Source organism: Nocardia aobensis NBRC 100429, assembly GCF_000308375.1.
GTDB classification, from domain to species: domain Bacteria; phylum Actinomycetota; class Actinomycetes; order Mycobacteriales; family Mycobacteriaceae; genus Nocardia; species Nocardia aobensis.
Genome location: NZ_BAFQ01000281.1, coordinates 12,096 through 31,044, shown reverse-complemented (window position 1 = coordinate 31,044; position 18,949 = coordinate 12,096). Strand labels below are relative to the sequence as shown.

General features: G+C 63.2%; 14 protein-coding genes and 4 pseudogenes. 14 read left to right on the top strand and 4 right to left on the bottom strand.

Translation table 11 applies throughout. The features are described 5' to 3' along the window. Nucleotides 1-115: 115 nt before the first annotated feature. From RJ03_RS39125 to RJ03_RS37495, 5 genes are all read left to right on the top strand, one after another. Nucleotides 116-1,138 (top strand): saccharopine dehydrogenase NADP-binding domain-containing protein, encoded by a 1,023-nt coding sequence (locus RJ03_RS39125; RefSeq protein ID WP_218001030.1) that lies wholly within the window; start codon nucleotides 116-118, stop codon nucleotides 1,136-1,138. Nucleotides 1,139-1,967: 829 nt separating this feature from the next. Continuing rightward, nucleotides 1,968-2,996: a porin PorA family protein gene (locus RJ03_RS36420; RefSeq protein ID WP_083871428.1), complete on the top strand. Its 1,029-nt coding sequence runs from the start codon at nucleotides 1,968-1,970 to the stop codon at nucleotides 2,994-2,996. A gap of 110 nt (nucleotides 2,997-3,106) precedes the next feature. Then, entirely contained in the window at nucleotides 3,107-3,676 is a 570-nt protein-coding gene (locus tag RJ03_RS36415; RefSeq protein ID WP_083871427.1) for a peroxiredoxin-like family protein, read from the top strand. A gap of 70 nt (nucleotides 3,677-3,746) precedes the next feature. Further along, on the top strand, nucleotides 3,747-4,502 hold the full coding sequence (locus RJ03_RS37500; RefSeq protein ID WP_157163533.1) for a DUF8020 domain-containing protein: 756 nt from the start codon (nucleotides 3,747-3,749) through the stop codon (nucleotides 4,500-4,502). A gap of 23 nt (nucleotides 4,503-4,525) precedes the next feature. After that, the gene (locus RJ03_RS37495) at nucleotides 4,526-5,263 is read left to right on the top strand and encodes a DUF8020 domain-containing protein (RefSeq protein WP_157163532.1); all 738 of its coding nucleotides are present in this window, start codon (nucleotides 4,526-4,528) and stop codon (nucleotides 5,261-5,263) included. Nucleotides 5,264-5,343: 80 nt separating this feature from the next. Here the strand turns inward: RJ03_RS37495 and RJ03_RS29880 are convergent, their stop codons facing one another. Together RJ03_RS29880 and RJ03_RS29875 are read right to left on the bottom strand one after the other, a co-directional pair. Next, a complete protein-coding gene (locus RJ03_RS29880) occupies nucleotides 5,344-6,837 on the bottom strand; it encodes an acyl-CoA dehydrogenase family protein (protein ID WP_157163531.1) in 1,494 nt (497 codons plus the stop codon). A gap of 549 nt (nucleotides 6,838-7,386) precedes the next feature. Then, complete coding sequence (locus RJ03_RS29875; protein ID WP_036508884.1) at nucleotides 7,387-8,445, bottom strand: alkene reductase; 1,059 nt, start codon at nucleotides 8,443-8,445, stop codon at nucleotides 7,387-7,389. Nucleotides 8,446-9,529: 1,084 nt separating this feature from the next. On the opposite strand from RJ03_RS29875, the gene RJ03_RS29865 reads away from it, so the two are divergent. Next, nucleotides 9,530-9,784 (top strand): hypothetical protein, encoded by a 255-nt coding sequence (locus tag RJ03_RS29865; RefSeq protein ID WP_036508881.1) that lies wholly within the window; start codon nucleotides 9,530-9,532, stop codon nucleotides 9,782-9,784. A gap of 355 nt (nucleotides 9,785-10,139) precedes the next feature. On the opposite strand, the gene RJ03_RS29860 is transcribed toward RJ03_RS29865, so the two are convergent. Beyond that, nucleotides 10,140-11,081, bottom strand: coding sequence for an NAD(P)-dependent alcohol dehydrogenase (locus RJ03_RS29860; RefSeq protein ID WP_036508878.1), 942 nt, complete (start codon nucleotides 11,079-11,081; stop codon nucleotides 10,140-10,142). Nucleotides 11,082-11,240: 159 nt separating this feature from the next. Between RJ03_RS29860 and RJ03_RS37490 the strand changes: the two genes are divergently transcribed. Together RJ03_RS37490 and RJ03_RS38630 are read left to right on the top strand one after the other, a co-directional pair. Next, nucleotides 11,241-11,822 carry a TetR/AcrR family transcriptional regulator gene (locus RJ03_RS37490; protein ID WP_036508875.1) on the top strand — a complete coding sequence of 194 codons (582 nt, stop codon included), beginning with the start codon at nucleotides 11,241-11,243 and terminating at the stop codon, nucleotides 11,820-11,822. 6 nt (nucleotides 11,823-11,828) lie between these two features. After that, nucleotides 11,829-12,167, top strand: a pseudogene (locus RJ03_RS38630) (recombinase family protein); the annotation flags it as partial. Between the two features lie 53 nt (nucleotides 12,168-12,220). On the opposite strand, the pseudogene RJ03_RS29850 reads toward RJ03_RS38630, so the two are convergent. After that, nucleotides 12,221-13,701, bottom strand: a pseudogene (locus tag RJ03_RS29850) (ISL3 family transposase). Between the two features lie 185 nt (nucleotides 13,702-13,886). Between RJ03_RS29850 and RJ03_RS29845 the strand changes: the two are divergent. The 6 genes and pseudogenes from RJ03_RS29845 to RJ03_RS38625 form a co-directional block, all read left to right on the top strand. Further along, nucleotides 13,887-14,714, top strand: a pseudogene (locus RJ03_RS29845) (IS256 family transposase); the annotation flags it as partial. A 254-nt stretch (nucleotides 14,715-14,968) separates the two neighbouring features. Then, nucleotides 14,969-16,144, top strand: a complete 1,176-nt coding sequence (locus tag RJ03_RS29840) for an IS110 family RNA-guided transposase (RefSeq protein ID WP_036508872.1) — start codon at nucleotides 14,969-14,971, stop codon at nucleotides 16,142-16,144. A 103-nt stretch (nucleotides 16,145-16,247) separates the two neighbouring features. Beyond that, nucleotides 16,248-16,727 (top strand): annotated as a pseudogene (locus RJ03_RS29835) (transposase); the annotation flags it as partial. Nucleotides 16,728-16,798: 71 nt separating this feature from the next. After that, a complete protein-coding gene (locus RJ03_RS38890; RefSeq protein ID WP_281032302.1) occupies nucleotides 16,799-16,921 on the top strand; it encodes a hypothetical protein in 123 nt (40 codons plus the stop codon). 53 nt (nucleotides 16,922-16,974) lie between these two features. Beyond that, nucleotides 16,975-18,039, top strand: coding sequence for a transposase (locus RJ03_RS29830; RefSeq protein ID WP_245552431.1), 1,065 nt, complete (start codon nucleotides 16,975-16,977; stop codon nucleotides 18,037-18,039). After that, nucleotides 18,033-18,560, top strand: a complete 528-nt coding sequence (locus RJ03_RS38625; RefSeq protein ID WP_245552430.1) for a transposase — start codon at nucleotides 18,033-18,035, stop codon at nucleotides 18,558-18,560. Before RJ03_RS29830 ends, RJ03_RS38625 begins: the two co-directional genes overlap by 7 nt. The last annotated feature ends 389 nt before the right edge of the window (nucleotides 18,561-18,949 follow it).

Here is an 18,949-nt window from a genome sequence, read left to right as displayed (position 1 = left end):
GCTGTCGTCCTGCGTAAAGCCAGGTATGCCACTGTGATCGACTACGCGAGCTGTTGCGGGTCACGCGAGGCTCTCGGACGAATCCCCGCCCTGCTCAGCGCAATCAAAGGGAGCCATGCATGCCCCAAACATCGAGCGGGATGAAAGGGTTGCGCCGGCAACCGCCGCGTCCGCAGGCCTGCCGAAGAGCCGAAGCGGTGCGACGATGAGAGTTCTTGTCCTGGGCGGGTACGGCTCCGTCGGCGCGCCACTGGTCAGCGATCTGCAGCGCCGCGGCGATACAGTTCTCGTTGCAGGTCGCAATCCCGAGCGATCGGACCATGTCATAGATTTGGCCGAGCCTGGCCTGCACTCCTATCGCCGGGCGGTGACCGATACAGATGTTGTCGTGAACGCTTCCGGCGCTGAAGATCTTCGCGTGGCTCAGCTCGCCACAGAAGCGGGCGCTGCCTTCGTTGACCTCACCGCCACCACAAGGTACGTCGAGCGCCTGCTTGCGCTGAATCCACCACAACCAATTATCGTAGACGTCGGGCTGGCTCCCGGGCTGAGCACTCTGCTCGCGGCAGCAGTGCACACGGATGCACCGGGCGCCATCGATATCGCAGTATTTCTCGGTGCTGGTGAACGACACGGCGTTGCCGCCACCGACTGGACATACCGACTACTCGGCCGCCGGTTTCCCAGCGTTGACGGCCCCGTGCTCAACTACACCAAGCCGCGGAGTTTTCCGATCCCGGGGCATGGGAGACGACGACTGTACCGGGCAGATTTCTCGGACCAGCACACTCTCACACGCGAACTCGACATCCCAACGCGCACATACTTCGGTGTAGATTCCCGCCTCGCCACGGCCGCCCTGGCAATAGCCACTTGGATACCTGGGGCAGCGAAATTGCCGCGCGGACTGCATTTCCCAGGAGGTGATCGGTGGACGGTCCTCGCAAGGTCACACAAAGGCATCGGCCGTTGGGCGCAAGGCCACAACCAATCACGCACTTCCGCCTCGATCGCGGCCTTGGCCGTGCGGCAAATACCAGAACTAGCATCGGGCGTGCATCACCTCCACCACCTGATCACCATCGCGGACCTGCCTGCGGAGTGCGGAATTGAATTTGGGAACCTCGACGTGGAATAACACTGCCAGAATCCGCCGAATACACCACAGAAGCCGGCCCTGCCAGTGGGCGAATCCTGCTGGCCTGGAACATCTAGTGTTTCAAATCATCACCATATCGGCCGCAGAAGAACTCCCCTCCGTGCAGATGCCAACCCGAATGGCGGTGTGCGATCAGTCCGGTATGGATCAAGTCGTCCATCATGTTCGCGATGGCGTGGCCGGTGATCCATAGTGGGTACCGATCCACGAGCGGTGAAGTGTTTGGAGCTGTTGCTGCACACATCCGAAAGGCGCACTGGCCGCACTTTTCCGACAACTGCGGCTTGCGCAGCAGATGTTGGTTGCATCACTTCGCGCTGGTGCGCCGGGGGCAGACATTGAGGGAACATCGCCGATGCTATACCGCCGACACACGATCGAGCAGCGGACACCTTCACGTATGTGAATACGGACCCCTGCCGGTGCCGGTGCCGGTGCAAACAAGGTGAACGGAGCAGACATGCCGCTTCGTCGGATCCGGTCTCGAGCGGGGTCAAGGCTCCGTACTGCATTGGCAGGCTTTCCTTCCGGCGATTGCGCGGCTCTTCCGCCGCAGGGCCCGAGCGTCTGTCGCAGCGCACCGAAAGGCCGCAAACACTACATCCAAATTTGAATGATTTGTAGACGTAATACTCCTAGTTGTATACAGTAGTGGCAGCCCAGGAGCCGAGGGACGGGGAGGTCAGGGACGAGGCCGGACATTGCAGCCGGATCTCGAGGTTCGACAGTGACAAGCATTCGTCGGCCAAGAGCAAGACACGTGCGCCACCGACTTCGGGCACATCGCTCCGCGAAGTCAGGACAAGACATGAGAAAGACACGCCGATCCGCCGCCGCACTGATGGTCGCCGGGGTCGTATTGGTAGCCTTCGCCGCTACTCTCCGGCTGGCAATCGCTCCATCAATGACAAAGCTCCGCAGCGATACCGACTCGACTGCACGCCTCGGGGGCACCGCAACACTTTTGAACCCGCAAGCCCTGCAAGCGGGCGACATGGCGCACGCTTTGCTGAAAGACATCCCAGTTACCGCAGCGCGCCGTGTTCACGTGGAATCCGCAACCGGAGATACCGCTATCGTGCGCGACGACGTGACAATGGTCGGCCCTGACAACCTACAGGTGACTGATAACCATGTGTACGCGCTGGATCGGAGAACTCTTCGCGAATCCCCCGCACCCGCAGCAGTGCAGGTAGAGGATCACCACGGGCTCACAATCTCGATGCCGCTTCATCCATCGGCCGACAGCTCGATGCAGTACTGGGATCCCGGGACACGAACTTCGACCGACCTCGTTTACCAGGGGCCCGCCACGGCGTACGGTCGGCCCGTCTACAACTACACAGCCCGCACCGACGGACCTCTCGTGGACCCTTCGACCGTGCGCATGCTACCGCAGGTTTTACCCAGATCTGTACTGGAGCAGCTGCTTCCATTGATCGAAGCCCACACACGAGATGCGTTGCGCGCCACCTTGTCGGCAGCGCCGGACACCATCCCGATCGCTTACGACACAAAAGACGTCACGGAGGTCTCCGCTGACAAGAGCGTGGGTTTGCCGATCGCCGCGAGGCAGCAACAAACTGTGACAGCGTCGATCGTGGCCGAAGGCGGGCAAAAGATCACCCTGATGCCGGTGATGGCAATGGATTTGAGCACTACTACAGCAAGCGGGAATGACACCGCAACGACAGCCGCGCACGTCGCCACGCTGGTGCGGCTACTGGAGCTGACTGTGCCGCTCGTTCTGGCAGTGGCTGGCGTCCTATCGATTCTGATCGGGATCACCCGGCGAAGTGCCCCGTTGCGTCGGTCAACCGTCGAAAGCGGCGCGTGACGGAGATCATCGCAACTTGACGTTGCGATACCGACTCGATTGGACCAAGCTTCAGCTAGCGCAACTTCTCGTTGCGATGATCTAGCGGCGTTTCATAGCAAAGGACGATTATGGCTGCTCGCAAGGCCACGGGTGACAGGATCGAACCGCGGGATTGGACCACCATGACCGGTGCCCTGGCCCCCGTGCCACACCCTAACCAGCTGACACACATTCAGTTTCGACGATTTGCCGGCTGCCCTGTCTGCAACCTGCATCTACGTTCGTTCGTTTCGCGCCACGACGATTTGGTCAACGCTGGGGTCCACGAGATAGTCGTCTTCCATTCACCGGCGGATGAGCTGCTCAAACATGCCTCCCTCCTGCCCTTCGATGTGATACCTGATCCCACCAAGCGCCTGTACAAAGAATTCGGAGTCGAAAGCAGCGCGTGGGCCATTCTTCATCCCCGGGCATGGTGGACGATTATGCGCGCCGTAGCAGTGAGCCTGGTCCACGTACTGAGCGGAAAACAGCCGTTACCCTCGATGAACCCCGATGGCGGGCGAAACGGCCTGCCCGCGGACCTCATAGTAGACGGAACCGGCCGAATTCTCGAAGTCCACTACGGAAAGCACGCGGGCGACCAACTTTCAGTTGACGACGTTTTGGCACTGGCCCAACGAACAGCGCACCAGTAGTGCAAATTTCACGTTCGAGCCGTCGCCCATTCGGCGGTCACTTCGTCCACCTTCGACAAAACGAGAAGAAATGAAACCACGCTACACCACCCTCGCAGCAGTCCTTTTGACAGCCACCGCGCTGACTACCACTGCCGCCGTGACGGAGGCCGAGGTCCCGACTATCGCCGGCTCCAGCATCGAACGCGACGGCTCGACGAACGCCCTGCACTATCGTGCCACGCTGGATGGTGAGACGGTGGTTGTCGTTCTCGAAAACGGCACGTTCGAGCTCGGTCCAGACCAGCGCTCGGTCCTGGTTCGAAACACTTCCGGCACCGCTCTGGATTCATTGCCGTTGGCCTACAATCTGGACGGACAACAGCTGCCCATTCGTCCACAAATAGCAGCGGATGGCCGAATGATCCAGCTGGTTCCGGAACTCGAAGCTATCAACCGTAGAGCATTGAAACCGGTTGCATCACCACTCGAAAACCAACTGGCGATGAACGACCTTATCAACGCAGTCAGTATTGGGACATCGATCGGCAGTCTGATCGGCACTGCGATCGGTGCGGCGCTCGGAGTTGGTATCGGCTTCGCTGTCGCCGGCGCATCGTGCGCGGTAATAAGCGTCGGCTGCGTGATCGCCGTTCTCCCGATCGTGGCGCTGGTAGGCGGGGTAGGCGGCCTCGCCGGGATGGTGGTCGCAGGAGGGCCAACCGCAGGCATTGCGCTGTACAACTACGTGACCACCCTGCAAGCAGCACCAGGACACAGTCAGTATGCACAGAATCTGCCGGGAGCTACCGACACACAACCACTCGGAACAGGGGCCCCACGGTAAGAAATGATCCGGAAAGTTCGAAAATGGGAATTCACACTACCGCCCTCGCGGCCGGACTAATTGCGCTCGCGATCACAAGCTCCGTGGCCCCTGCTTCCGCCGAGGAAAGCTCCGGACCGGAGTACATCGCCCAAATCGTGGACCAATCGGTCGTGACCCGCTTGAACTTCGCGACTTTCATGATGGAACCGGATCACGGCACGGTCGACATCCGCAGTCTCGACGCTCATCTGATTACCGCGTTGCTATTGTCATTCACAGTCAACGGAACGGCTCACCATCTCGCGGCCGACATCACCGACTCCGGCCACACTTTGACGTTGCGTCCGAAAGCGGAACCGGCGCCTGTGGCAGCTGCTATGGAAAATCAGCTGGCCCTCGATGAATTCGCGGGCGACATGCTAAGGGGCCCGGCCATCGGCACAATCGTCGGTACCGTGCTCGGAGCAATGGTAGGGGCGGTCATCGGATTCGGCTCGTGCCTTGTGGTAGGTCCCGGTTGCCTGGCGACTACTCCTGCAGCAATCGCCGCCTTCGCAGCGGGAGGTGGAATCGCGGGAACACTGCTCGGCGGTGGTGCTGGTCTGGTCGATGGACTGTGGAAGTACATCTCGACTGTGCAGGCACCGCCGGGACAGAGTGGCTACTCCCAACGCCCTGGCGTATCGGCCGGAATACCCGATGCCAACCTCCGGCTGCCGAGCGGTTCGGCCAATGGACTCAAGACTGGTTCTTCTGGCGGGGCATCGTCATCCAGGTAATGATTGACAGCGAATACGCTGTGTCGGGACGTATAGCGGTGGATACGCCCCGACACAGGCGCTCGACACCTCCGCTCCGATCAGATGGCCAGGTCGGTCACGGCGGGGTGCCGATGATGAAACGACAGCGGACCATACGACGCGGTGTAGTCTCGAGCAAACAACGGCGCCCCCGGCAGCATCGGCACATCAAACGCTGTAACGAGCTCGGAGAAGTGGTCGACTATGAGGCTACGGCTATGCGTCAATTCGCCGCAGATCTCAGATGCGCGTTCTGTGGACAGCAAATTATGACCTGCGTACCAGCTGCCATGTTCGTAAATTCGATCAAGGGCATAGGCTGAGGCAAGTGAGCCGATCAGGTACCCGGCGGCCGTATCTCTGCTCTCCTCTGCAGCAATGGCGAGCGCGGTGGCGGCGAGGCGCTCGCCCGTCGCGGTTGCCAACTCCGCGGCGGCGGAATCCCAGCCCCACACTGGCCCTGCAGTACCGAAATTGCCTCTGCGGACACCGTCTGCAATCGTCCGTTCACGTTCGGCGAGCAGGTTGACGTACCACGGCAGATCGGCTGGGGCACCTGGCAACTGCAACTCCACCAGTCTGCTATACCCCTTCCCAGCCGCAACCTGCATGATCTGGTTGTCGCCTTCTGCCGTAGCAATGCCATCAGCGTTGGCCATCCAATCTGCGATGCGATTGGTGCGCAGTGTTCCTTGTGCGCCCGCACGACGTCTGCACATGACGAGCACGTCATACGCAAGCTCGGAGAGCAGAGGTTTCACTACAGCGGGCCACAGGCTCACGTCTTTCGCCGTGCCGGTGGCGAACATATCGCGAACGCGCCGGCCGAGCACACTTGTCGCATAGACGGAGGCCAAACCGATCGCCAGATCGCGTTGAACCGGGCCGCGATCGATCATCAGAGTCACTCCTGGGCGCCGTTGTCCTGCATAGTTGACGACAGCAGCCAGCGCGGCCCGGGCGCTTGCGATTGCGGCATTCGCCAGATCCAACCGCCCATCGCCAAGTACGGTGATCGTGCGCGCGAACCGTTGCTCTTGTGGTACATCGCATTTCAGCCGGCCGCCCTCGATTCGCGCCCAGCCTCCGCCGAGCAGAGACTCAGCGGGCATCCAGCAATCGTTGAATTCGATCAGTCCGTGGTCCATCGCCGAGCCGGCTTTTTCAGGCAGGGTCGCGACGCTCACGCCGCGAGCAAGCGCACCGGCCGAGTCACGGATGGGCAGAAGGAACGGGAATACCCCCTGGTCACGTCCTTCCATCATCAGGCGTGCCGTGACAACGGCTACCTTCGGTACTGTCGGGTCCGCGACGTTGGGCATGAACTTGGCAGCGCGAATGCATGGTGTAGACAGACGAAATCCGTTTGTGTTTCCATCCCAAGCTGCCACGGTCTGCTGATTGGCACCGTTGGTTCCGCCCAGTTCCGTAAGGGCGAGGACCCCGACAGCAGCGCCCGTGTCCAGGACGTCTGCGCATCGCCGTACATAGTCGCTGCCGATCCCCGAAGCGGCGATGGCGCCGATCGCCAGGTCGAAATGTCCGGTCAGCACTGTAAGTAGTGGCGGGGAAACCACAGCAGACCATTCACACAGAATTCCTCGCGTGCGAGTATCGGCAGCGATAGCGAAGGCGGAACCTCCTAGCGCGCTAATTGCCCGACGCAAGAGTTCGGGTGCACGGTGCGCTTGCTCTGCGTACGTCAGGCCGGAAGTCGGTACATCCGCTGCTTGCATCACCGCTTCGCGTATGCGTGCACTCAGGGGGCCGTCGGTTCCGACCAATACTTCTTGCAACACCCTGACGAGTTCAGTGGCGTGCGACTCGATATCACCACTGTTTCTGTCGGGCCTACCGGGCATAGTTAGGTACTCGAGCATCTTTGGGTGTTCCTTTGCGCTCTAAAACGTGGAGGGCGACGAGCGGGTCGCCCGCCGGCCGATGAACTCTAGGACCGCGGGATCGGTCAGATCGTTTCGTATTCGCGAATCCGTCCCGACGGAAAAGCGGGCACGCCCAGCTTCCGGGTCGACGGAGTCTCCTTGGCTGTGGCCGACGGCAACCTCCCTGCGCCGAGACCACCGGATAGAATCGCCCGTCGGTCAGTGCAGAGTCGGGTAGTCGATATATCCTTGCTCGCCGCCTTGGTAAAAGGTCCCCGGATCAGCGTCGTTGAACGGACCGCCCCTCAGCAACCGAAGCGGGAGGTCCGGGTTGGCCAGGAACGACGACCCAAATGCCACCAGATCGGCGATCCCGTCCTCGACTAGCTGTAGGCGATTTCTCAAATCGCGCTCTGTGGACGGGTTCAGTATGAATCCGCCAGCCCACTGCTTCCGCAACTGAACCGTCAGCTCCCGGTTCGTCGTCTCTGCGACATGTAGGTATGCAAGACCCAATTCGTCGAGCTGAGCGACGAGACACCCGTATACCGCTTCCTGATCTTTCTCAACTATGTCGTTATATGGGTTTCCAGGGGAGATCCGGAAGCCGACCCGTTCCGGCCCGATCGCCTCGGTCACAGCGCGCGCTACGTCGACCGCGAAACGGGCTCGCCCCTGAGGCGATCCACCCCAGCGATCTGTGCGGAGATTGGCGTTGTCGGCCAGAAATTGATGAATGAGGTACCCGTTCGCGCCGTGAATCTCCACCGCGTCGAAGCCGGCATCGACCGCATTTCGGGCCGCCAGGACAAATGAGGCGATAGCCTCCTCTATGCCCGACTCTGTCAACGCCTCCGGCGTCTCGTAATCCAACAGCCCGTTCAGGGTGACTGCCTGCCCGGCTGGGCGTACAGCCGAGGGAGCGACCGGCACAAGGCTGTCGGCGAGAAGGGCGCGGTGGCTGATGCGTCCGGCATGCATCAACTGAGCGGAGATGAGTCCGCCGTTCGCATGCACAGCATGGGTCACAACTCGCCATGCCGCGGTCTGGTCGGCAGTGTGCAACCCCGGGGTGCACGGATACCCCTGCCCCTCCGGGCAGGGATACGTCCCCTCGGTCACGATGAGGCCTGCCGAAGCACGTTGTGAGTAATACGTCGCCATCAGCTCTGTCGGAACGCCTGCGAGATCCGCGCGATTACGCGTCATAGGAGCCATCACGATGCGGTTCGCAAGGTGCAGATCAACAAGATCGAATGGTTCGAAAGCGGTGGGCATGAGAGCACTCCTTGTGCCGAGGCAGGTGACGTGGCGAAAGCAAATGACGCAAAACGATCGGATCTCGACACCCGACAGCAACGGCCGATGGCTTCCGTCCGCGCTGCCTGGACGTCACCTTTGACTACAACTTCCGCCAACATGTATACCATTAATCGATAATTGGATACATAGCAATCGACCTGCGAATTCGTCGATTGACGAACGGAGCGATAGGCGGGGTCGCCGGGGCACCCCACCTCTGGGCGGTCGGACGCTGCTCCGCGTCGCCCGTCAGCGACGACCGCCACGGAATCCGGGGTGTTGGTAATAAACGTGTCACCAGCTACATGAAGCCTGCGCGAATCGGGGTTGCGGACCTGGTGGTCCGGTGCGATGTAGCCTTCGCGCGTGCTGAGGGAACTGGACCAAGACGAGCTGATCGACCGGTGGACGCTGCTGAACAGGGACCGGACCTGGTCGCCACGAAGCGGGGTGCGGCGAAGCTCTGGTTTGGGATGATGCTGCGGTTCTATACCGAACGAGGCCGGTTTACGCGCGGGCGTGCCGAAATCCATGAAGCCGCAGACGATTACGTCGCACGCCAGGTCGGCGTGGAGCGAACCGAGATCGCTTTCTACGACTTCACCGGACGCACCAGCAGGCGCACCGGACGCAGATCCGGGAGTCACTGGGGTATCGCGAACGCAGCGCGAGCGATGCCGACGAGATCGTGTGTTGGCTGGTCGAGCGCGTGACTCGGCGCGAGCGCAGCGGGCAAACGGGTGCGGGAAACACCTGTTGGCGCGACTGCGTGAGGTGAAGGTGGAGCCGCCGACGGCGGGCGGATCGAGCGGATGGTTCGCTCGGCCCTGCACCACGGTGAGGGACTGCTGTACGCGTAGGTCAGCGCCAGACTGACGGAGCAGGTCCGAGCGTGGCTGCTGGTGTTGATCGCACCGCTCGGCGGGGGCGAGGAAACCCTGGACGGTGACGCCGAGGACGGGCCGGCGGTGCTGGCGGCGATCCGGTCGGACCCGGGCAATGTCAGCTGGGCGGAGCTGGTGCACCAGAACGATCGGCACGGCGAGCGCCGGGGGTGTGGATGGTGTACGGGACCCCCACCTTCCAGGCGTTGCGGGATCAGTTGCGGTGCAAGGACATCGGGGGCGCCGGCGCCCACAAATGGCGTAACCCCGCCGAGGATCTGCCAGCCGAATTCGAGGAAGGTCGCATCGAGCACTACGAAAAGCTAAGGAAACCGCTCGATGCCACCGAGTTCATCGAGATGCAATCCGAGATGCGCGCCGAGCTGGACGCCCTGCACCGCCCTGCCGCACTGTCCCCTGGCCGGAGATGATCAAGGAACGGCGGCGGGGCGCGATCAAGCTGACGCCGCTACCCAAGGCGCCGGAGCAGCGGAACCTGCGCAAACTGAAATCTCAAGCAGGAACCCGGTGAGGCGTGGTGCCGCTGATCGACTGGCGTGCTCACCGCCGAGGACGAACGCGGCCTGACCCCGCTGTTCTGGTCACACGTACTGCCCGACGGGAGGTCAAGCTGAACATGAACAGCCGCCTCGCCCTTGGTGGGTGAGCTCCCGATAATCAGTTGTCGGCGTGGCTGGTCTCGTTGTGAAGGCCGAAGCGGCTGGCTTGCCACCATCCGATTGCCTGATCGGAGGGCTCATGGCGTTTGGCAGGGTGTCGGGTTAGTTAGTCGTTGTCGAGGGCGATGAGTCTCTTTCCGCGCGCATGCCCGGCTTCGGTCAGTTGGTGTACTTTCGCGATGTCGTGCAGCGGGTACAGGTCGTCGACTACCGGCCGAAGGCGGCCGGAGTCGACGTACTCCGCGAGGGCGGCCAGCTCGGTGCGGCGTGACTTCGCCATGATCAGACGAACGCGCGGTCCCGGCAGCAAGGTGCTGAGCATCGCGTATCGCATGCCACGCGGATCGATGCTCAGCATCCGGCCACGACGTCGCAGCAGTCGACGGTAGGTGTTGAGTGCGGTGCCATGGCAGTCCAGAACCGCATCGAAGGTCCCAGTGACGCCGGCAGGGTCGGCGTAGTCGAAGACGTGGGCAGCCCCCAGCGCCTGACACAGGTCATGGTTCGTCGGACTGGCCACGGCTGTTACCTTCGCACCCATCGCCACACCGAGTTGGATGGCCGCACTGCCGACGCCACCGCTGGCCCCGACGACGAGCAACTCGTGGCCGGGTGCCACCTGCAGTGCGTCCCGCAACGCCAGCAATGCAGTGACACCGCCAGTCGGCAAGGCCGCGGCGTGCAACAGATCGATCGTCGCCGGCGCTTGACCGACAGCACCAACGTCGACGGTAACGTATTCCGCTGCGGTACCGGCCTTTCCGGATATATCGCCGAGGAATCCCCACACTGGCAGCCCCACGGTAACGCCGGCGGCTTTCGGGCCGAGTGCGACGATCTCACCGGAGAACTCGACGCCTGTTCGTTTGGGAAACCGTCGCCCGGACATGAGTTTCAGTGCGCCCGAACGTATCTTCGTATCCGCGGGATTCACTGCCGCTCCGCGCACCCGGACCAACACCTCCCGCCCGCCGGGCTCCGGGCGGGGCACGTTCCGCACGGTCAGTACCTCGGGTGTTCCGTAGCAGTCGTACTCGGCTGCACGCATCGATGCTGCCTGCTGGGGTTCGCGGTTCATCGGGGTCCTTCCATTGAGACACTCTGTCTCTTCCTGGTCATACTGTCTGCGGTCAATAGTCGCGCCGGATACGACTTAGCGGCAGTCACAGCCGCGCCGAGTCGTCTCAATGGAGACAAGGAGTCGAAAGTGTCTCGGTCTCAGGAGAACGTGCGGGTGCGGCGTACCCGTACGCTGTTGCGGGAAGCGCTGGTCGACCTCATCGACGAACGCGGCTTCGAGCGCCTGACAGTCGGGCAGATCACCGAGCGGGCGATGGTGAGCCGCGCCGCCTTCTACCGCAACTACCGCGACAAATATCACCTCGTCGAAGAGATCTTCGACGAGGCTGCGGCAATGCTGACCGATCGCGACGGCGGTAACTCCGACGCCGACCGACTTCGCAGGCTCGAACGGTTCTTCACCAATGTCGCGCACTACGGACAGCTCTACCGCGCCCTGCTGGGTCGCAAAGGCAGTCGGTGGTTCGCCACGCGGATCCAGGACACGGTGACGTCGATGACCGCCACACACCTGCCCTTACGATCACCGGTAGACGAGTTCGTGTCCGCACTCCTGGGCGGAATGTTCGTACAGACCCTCACATGGTGGCTCACCAACGACCAGCCCCTATCTGCCCGGGACATGGCCGCTCGCTATGCCCGGCTGGCAGCCGCCGTGATCCAAGAATCCAACACAGCGGATTTCCGTTCGGACGACTTCCGCCGGTAACCCGTGATGATCACCGTCCCGCGGGTTCGAAAAACCCCGTGTTGTTCCGTAAGGCGATCCACCACCGGAACACGCCGCCCCCACAGGATTCCGGCCCTGGTCACTCTGTTCCTCAGAGGTTTTCTGCGAACCGTCCCGAGAAGGAACGATCTGGCGGTGATCGAGCCCTTCCACGTCGGATACTTGCGATGCTCCACCGACGAACAAGACGTCGAGATTCAGACCGAGCAGCTGCTCACCCTCGCGGTGCCGCGCGTGCGGATCTTCATCGACGAAGGATTCTCCGGCACTACCCGAAAGAATCGCACCGGCCTGGACAACACGCTCACTGCGGTCACTTCCGCAGCGGCGGGGAGTGTCCGATTAACGGCTCTGGCTCACTTTCGGTGGTGGCCGGGCTATGCCAGCAGGATGCGGTGTCGGAGTAGCTCGAAGCTGGCCCTGCCATACATTTGTCGCTTGATCAGCTTGATTTTCGTGTTGACGCCCTCGATCGGACCGTTGCTGAAAGGCACGGTCAGGCCAGTGATCGCGGCGTCGTGGTCTTGGTCGAGACCGCGCAGAAACGGACCGAGTTCGGTCAGCCCGGCCTCGCGGACCTGCTTCATCCAGGCGTCTAGCTCGTTGCCGCGGCGTTCGGTCAGGATCGCAGCGAACTCAGCGACCAGCCGGGCAAGGTCGGTCATCTCGGGGCACGCAGCGACGAGCTCCTCCAAGTGAGTTCGGCGTCCGGCGGGAAGATCGGTGGGCCGGCTCATGATCCATGAGGTCAGCCGCCGTGGGGAGGGAGTGATGCGGTCGCTCTCGGCGCGGCCCTGGTTGAGGTATTTGTGCAGCAGGTTCGCCGCTGCCGGTCTAGCCGAGAGCTGTGATCTCATGGAACAGGTGCAGGACCGGAACACCGGGCTGCTCGATGCGGCGGCGGCGCAGATGGTCGCGATAGGGGTCGACCAGGCAGGCCCGGTAGTACGGTGGGCGGCGCAATTGATCTGGTTCGGGTGCGCGGGCATAGCGTTTCACCGTGTTCAACGCCAGGCCGAGGCGGCGGGCGCAGTCCAGCAATCCGACGCCCTGATTCAGCAGGTCGTGCACCGCATGCCAGCGTTCCAGCGTGGTGGTCTCGCGGGTGAGGGTCTGTCGTTTCGGGCCGGCCGCGGCCCAGCATCGGCCATGGGCGGCGACGACCTCTCGCACCGATCGGGCCAGACCGTGCCAGAGGTGCCAGCGATCGCTGACCTGCAGTGCACCGGGTCGCGCGCGGCGGATCGCTTCGGCGTAGGTGGCCGATCCGTCGCGGACGACGACCTCGACGTCAGGATGGCCGCGAAGCCATTTTTCGAGGGTTTCAGATTTGCGGTCGGCCAGGACGTCAATTCGTTCATAAGTCACGGCATCGATAACCGCTGTGCCGTAACGGTTTCGGCGTCGCAGGGCGAAGTCGTCCACGCTGATCACGCGGGGAACCGGGCGGCGCGGCAGCGGGATCGCCAGTAGCACCCGCACCGCGGTGTGTCGGGAGAGTCGAACCGGCAACGCGGCCAACACGCGGACCGCAGCCCGACCGGCCAATTCCTTCACGATCGCCCGCACCTGACCAGTCAGCCGGGTCGTTCGCCGTTGGTAGCGTTCGAGCAGCCCAGGAACCTGTTCACGAAAGGTCCTGCAGCACTGCGGCGTCGGGCAAACCAGCCGACGCACCCGCACCCGCACGACCACCAAGCGGCCGTCGACCGGCAGATCCGCCACGGTCCGGTGATGGTAGCTGTGGACCTTCGACGACTCCGCCCCGCACCACGAGCACACCGCCGGGACCGACGCCGTCCTGGCCCGCACCACGACCCGTGGTCCCTCATCGACAACATCGTCCACGATTCAGCATCGACAAACCCGAGAACACCAGCCCCACAGCAACATTCGCCACACACACCAAGGCATCGTGCCGTCACCGTGTATCAACTACCACCGAAAGTGATCCAGAGCCGTCTTTCAGACACTCCCCGGGACTGTGGATTCTTCGGTGTTTCCGGCCTGATTCGCTGATCGGATGGTCAGCGGGAAGGTGCCGTGATGACGACACTTGATGCCGTGGCGAGGAAGAAGGCTGAGGCTTCGGCCGAACAGCTGGCGGCGGTGGAGCTGGTCCGGATGGCCAAGGAGCAGGGCTTGTCCCTGACCGGGCCGGACGGGCTGCTCAAACAGTTCACCAAGACCGTCCTGGAGACGGCGTTGAACGAGGAGATGACCGAGCATCTGGGCTATGAGCCGAATCAGGCTCCCGCCGAACGGGACTCGCTCAATGTGCGCAACGGGACCAGACCGAAGACGGTGCTGACCGAGACGACCGGGCCCGTGCCGATCGAAGTGCCCCGCGACCGGGATGGCAGCTTCGAACCGCAGATCGTGAAAAAACGGCAACGTCGGTTGACCGGGGTCGATGAGATCGTGCTGTCGTTGTATGCGAAAGGCCTGACCACTGGGGAGATCTCGGCGCATTTCGCCGAGATCTATGGCGCGTCGGTGTCCAAGGAGACCGTCTCCCGGATCACCGACAAAGTGATCGAGGAGATGCAGGAATGGTCGAGCCGGCCCCTGGACGAGGTCTATGTCGCGATCTTCATCGACGCGCTGGTGGTGAAGGTTCGAGATGGTCAGGTCGCCAACCGGCCGATCTATGCCGCGATCGGAGTGACGGTCACCGGTGAGAAAGACATCCTCGGCTTGTGGGCCGGCACCGGTGGTGAGGGCGCGAAATTTTGGATGAGCGTGCTCACCGAGATCCGCAACCGCGGGGTCAAGGACGTGTTCTTCCTGGTCTGCGACGGTTTGAAAGGCCTGCCGGAGGTCGTCGGGAACGTGTGGCCGCTGGCCACGGTCCAGACCTCATCCGTTCACAATGGCTGCGCCGGGATGGTCCCGGTGGTCACTCGCTCCACCCCGGTCACGACCTATGCAGACGTGCAACCTACGAGGTCCAGATGCAGACCTGTTGGGCTGGGGTGGCGGCGGGCTTCACATCGGCCAGCGGGAGTTGCGCTTCGAGCGCCGAGATGAGGTTCCGGGGAAGCCAGCCCACGCGATGACCGGAATCTCTTCCAGGAGCATCGTTGGTCCACCACCTTCCTGTCACCGACTTTGTCGGGCAGTCTGTGTTCGCCGGAATCGATTGGGGCGGAGCACATCACCAGGTCTGTCTTGTTGACGACACAGGGCGGGTTCTGACGCAGAAGCGGTTGCGGCACGATGTCGCCGGCTTCGCGGCACTCGATGACCTACTCGACATCCCCGGCATCCGGATCGCGATCGAGCGCGGTGAGGGGCTGCTGGTCGAACACCTGCAGCTACGCGGTCTGCCGGTTTACTGTGTGTCACCGAAGATTTCGGCCCGGGCCCGGGAACGCTACCGGCTCTCGGCCACCAAATCCGACACCTTCGACGCATTCGTCCTGGCCGACACCCTGCGTCATGAACATGCCCATTGGCGGTCGCTGCCGGTGTTGTCGGCGCAGACCGCCGAGCTGAAGGCCGTCATTCGAGACCGCGAACGGATCATCTGGTCCCAGCGCAGCGTCGAGTCCCAGCTGCGTGCCATTCTCGACGCCTATCATCCTGCGCCGCTGCACTTGTTCTCCTCGCTCGACCGTGACATCACCCTCGACTTCCTCGCCGACTACCCGACACCGGAGAAGGCTGCGCGGGTCACCGCGGCCCGGATGGACGCGTTCTGCCGCCGGCACAGCTACACCGGTCGAGTGCCAGCCGACCGGCTGGTCGAGCGGATCGCACCGCACCTGCTGACAGCGTCGGAGGGAACCACTGCGGGCAAGCAGTTCACCGCTGAGTTGTTCACCGCCCAGCTGCGGCTGCTCAACCAGCAGATCCGTGCCTGCGACAAGCGCATCGACCTCCTGCTCAGCACCCATCCCGACGCCCCGATCTTCCGCAGCTTCCCCGGTATCGGTCCAGTCGTGGCGGCCACGTTGATCGCGGAAATGGGTGACGACCGCACGCACTATCCCGAGGCTCGAGTGCTACTCGCCGAAGCCGGCCTGTCCCCGGTCACCCGGGCCTCGGGCCGCATGCACCAGGTCCGATTCCGCTACGCCTGCAACCACCGAATGCGCCACGCCATCGACTGGTGGGCATTCGTCTCCACCCGCGAAACCGACTGGGCCGCCAGGGCATACGAACAGTCACGGGCCCGCGGCCACGGCAAGTTCCGAGCCTTGCGCGGCGTCGGCGCCCGCTGGACTCGAGTGCTCTGGCGCTGCTGGCACGACAACACCATCTACGACCCCGGAAGACACACCTCCACCACGGTCTGATCCGAACACCTCACCACCCGCGCGGCCCACCGTCTCCACGCGGGCCGCTCACATGCCCTCTGCACGAACAGACCCGAATACCCTTCCGAACCCGAGCAGGTTGACAGCGGGAGTCTGCATCATTCATTTGATACGCAACACGTTCCGGCTGGCCGCCCGGCAGCACTGGGACGCGTTGAAACGGGATGTGAAGCCGATCTATACCGCGGTCAACGCAGAGGCCGCCAGGTCCGCGCTGGACGAGCTGACCGAGCAGTGGGGCTCGAAATACGGTGCGATCATTCGTCTTTGGAACAACGCATGGGAGGAATTCATCCCGTTCCTCGACTACGACATCGAGATACGGAGGGTGATCTGCTCGACGAACGCGATCGAGTCCTTGAACGCCCGCTACCGGCGTGCGATCAAAGCCAGAGGGCACTTCCCGACCGAGCAAGCCGCTTTGAAATGCCTGTATCTGGTGACTCGATCGCTCGACCCGACCGGTGACGGTCGGGCACGATGGACCATGCGCTGGAAGCCCGCGGTCAACGCGTTCGCGATCACCTTCGCCGACCGCTGGCCCGACGCCCGAACCTACTGAGAGAAACCGCCGGAAACACCAATTACGAGATAGTTCCCACTCCCCAGCGGCGGCCGCGGCCGGGGCGGCAGGTGGTGCTGACCACGACGAAGTTCGATCGGTTCGCGCGGAACATGACTGATGCCGACGACATCCTGATCAGCCTGCGCGAGCGGGAGGTGCTGTTCGGGCTCGGCAGCCAGGTCTACGCCTAGGTGGTTGGTGTTTTTCGTGCGGTGACCGGCCGGTCTCGAGCAGAATGCTTGGGGTGAGTTTGGGGCGTGTGCCGTGTCAGGGTGATCTGTTGCGGTCGACGGTGGAGTTCTGTGCCGACCGGGTGGGTGCGGGCTCGATTTATGGTGTGTTGCATCGGGAATGCGGCCGGTTGTTCCCGGATGAGATGTTCGCTGATCTGTTCACTGATGTCGGGCGTCGGTCGGTGCCGCCGATGATCGTGGCGGTGGTGATGGTGTTGCAGCGGATCGAGGGCTTGTCGGACCGGGAAGCGGTGGAGCGGTTCGCGTTCGACGCCCGCTGGAAATACGCCGCTGGTGGTTTGAGTTTCGATTATCCGGGTTTCGTGCATACGGTGCTGGTGGATATGCGGGCCCGGTTGGCTCGCTCGGATCGGCCGGACCGGATCTTCGACGCCGTGCTCGAGGTCGCGCGGGCCGCGGGGCTGGTGGGCCGCAAACGGGTGCTGGACTCGACACCGTTGTATGACGCGGTCGCGACCATGGACACCATCACCCTGGTCTGCTCGGCGATCCGCGGGCTGCTCACCGTCGCCGGCGCCGAGTTGGCGGCAGCGTTGCGGGCGCAGGTCACCAGCGGTGACGACTACGCCGGCGCGGCCAAACCCGTCATCGACTGGGACGACGAAACATCCCGCGCCGAGTTGATCGATTCCCGGGCCCGCGACGCGATGGCGATGCTGGCGCTGCTGGATGGATGCGAGCTCGACGAGCCGACCGGCAAGGCTGCGCGATTGCTGGCCACCGTGGTGGGCCAGGACATCACCGAAGGCGATGACGGCATGTTCGCGATCGTGCGCGGGACCGCCACCGATCGGGTGATCTCCACTGTCGATCCCGAGACCCGCCACGGGCGCAAAACCTCCGCGCGCGGGTTCGACGGCTACAAGGGCCACATCGCCGTCGACCCCGACAGCGAGATCATCACCGCTACCACGGTCACGCCCGGCAACAGCGGTGACGCCGAAACCGCCGAAGGACTGCTCGCCGACATCCTGCCCTCCGAAGCCGAAACCGGAACCGGAGACGGTGGGACGGCGGTGTTCGGTGATGCCAGTATGGGGCGGGTGAGTTGCTGAAACTGTTGGACGACAACGGTATTCGAAACCAGATCAAGGTGCAGCCGTCGCCGTCGGTGAAGGGACACTTTTCCAAGGACCGCTTCATCATCGATCTGGACGCGCGGACGGTGACCTGCCCCGCCGGAGCCACCGTGATGATCGGCGCCCGCACCGGCCGCCATACCGGTGTCGCCTGCTTCGGTGCCGTCTGCACCGGCTGCCCCCTGCGGGCACAGTGCACCACGGCGGCCGGCGGCCGCACGATCACCATCGGCGCGCACGAGAATTACCTGGCCACCGCCCGCGAACGTCAACACGATCCGGTCTGGAAGGCCGACTACCGCGCCACCCGCCCCAAGGTCGAACGCAAGATCGGGCACCTGATGCGCCGCCGCCACGGCGGCCGCCGCGCCCGCGTGAGGGGCCGGGAGAAGATCGCCGCCGACTTCGGCGTGCTCGCCGCCGCAGTCAACCTCGCTCGCCTGGCAGCTCTCGGAATCACCCACACCACCGGCAACTGGGCCGTTGCCACCGCATGAGGACCTGGAACGGCCCCGAACCCCAAACCGCCACCGCCGCAACCAGAAACAACACCCAACTACTCAGACCGCCAAGCCCAACGATCTCACCGGCCCGCATGACAGCCCATTCGACACCAGTCACCTAGGCCCGACTCGTTCGCAAGATGATCACGCAAACCCTCGCCATGGTCGCCGAATCCGAGGCCCACCCCGGCCACCTGCGCGCCCGGGAAGGCATGACCAAGGGCCGCGCAAAGGGCCGCCTCAAGGGCAAACAGCCGAAACTTCCTCTCACAGCACTCAAAACGATCCACCACCGCTACCACGACCCGACGACGCGAGTCTCGCCGACCTCGCTGAGGAATACAGCGTTGGCCGCTCCACCATCGCATCATCAGCGGCACCAC

What these genes read in the sequence shown, in the direction of transcription:
- RJ03_RS39125 (WP_218001030.1), top strand. Translation starts at nt 116, where the DNA reads ATGCATGCCCCAAACATCGAGCGGGATGAAAGGGTTGCGCCGGCAACC.
- RJ03_RS36420 (WP_083871428.1), top strand. Translation starts at nt 1,968, where the DNA reads ATGAGAAAGACACGCCGATCCGCCGCCGCACTGATGGTCGCCGGGGTC.
- RJ03_RS36415 (WP_083871427.1), top strand. Translation starts at nt 3,107, where the DNA reads ATGGCTGCTCGCAAGGCCACGGGTGACAGGATCGAACCGCGGGATTGG.
- RJ03_RS37500 (WP_157163533.1), top strand. Translation starts at nt 3,747, where the DNA reads ATGAAACCACGCTACACCACCCTCGCAGCAGTCCTTTTGACAGCCACC.
- RJ03_RS37495 (WP_157163532.1), top strand. Translation starts at nt 4,526, where the DNA reads ATGGGAATTCACACTACCGCCCTCGCGGCCGGACTAATTGCGCTCGCG.
- RJ03_RS29875 (WP_036508884.1), bottom strand. Translation starts at nt 8,445, where the DNA reads ATGCCCACCGCTTTCGAACCATTCGATCTTGTTGATCTGCACCTTGCG.
- RJ03_RS29865 (WP_036508881.1), top strand. Translation starts at nt 9,530, where the DNA reads ATGGTGTACGGGACCCCCACCTTCCAGGCGTTGCGGGATCAGTTGCGG.
- RJ03_RS29860 (WP_036508878.1), bottom strand. Translation starts at nt 11,081, where the DNA reads ATGCGTGCAGCCGAGTACGACTGCTACGGAACACCCGAGGTACTGACC.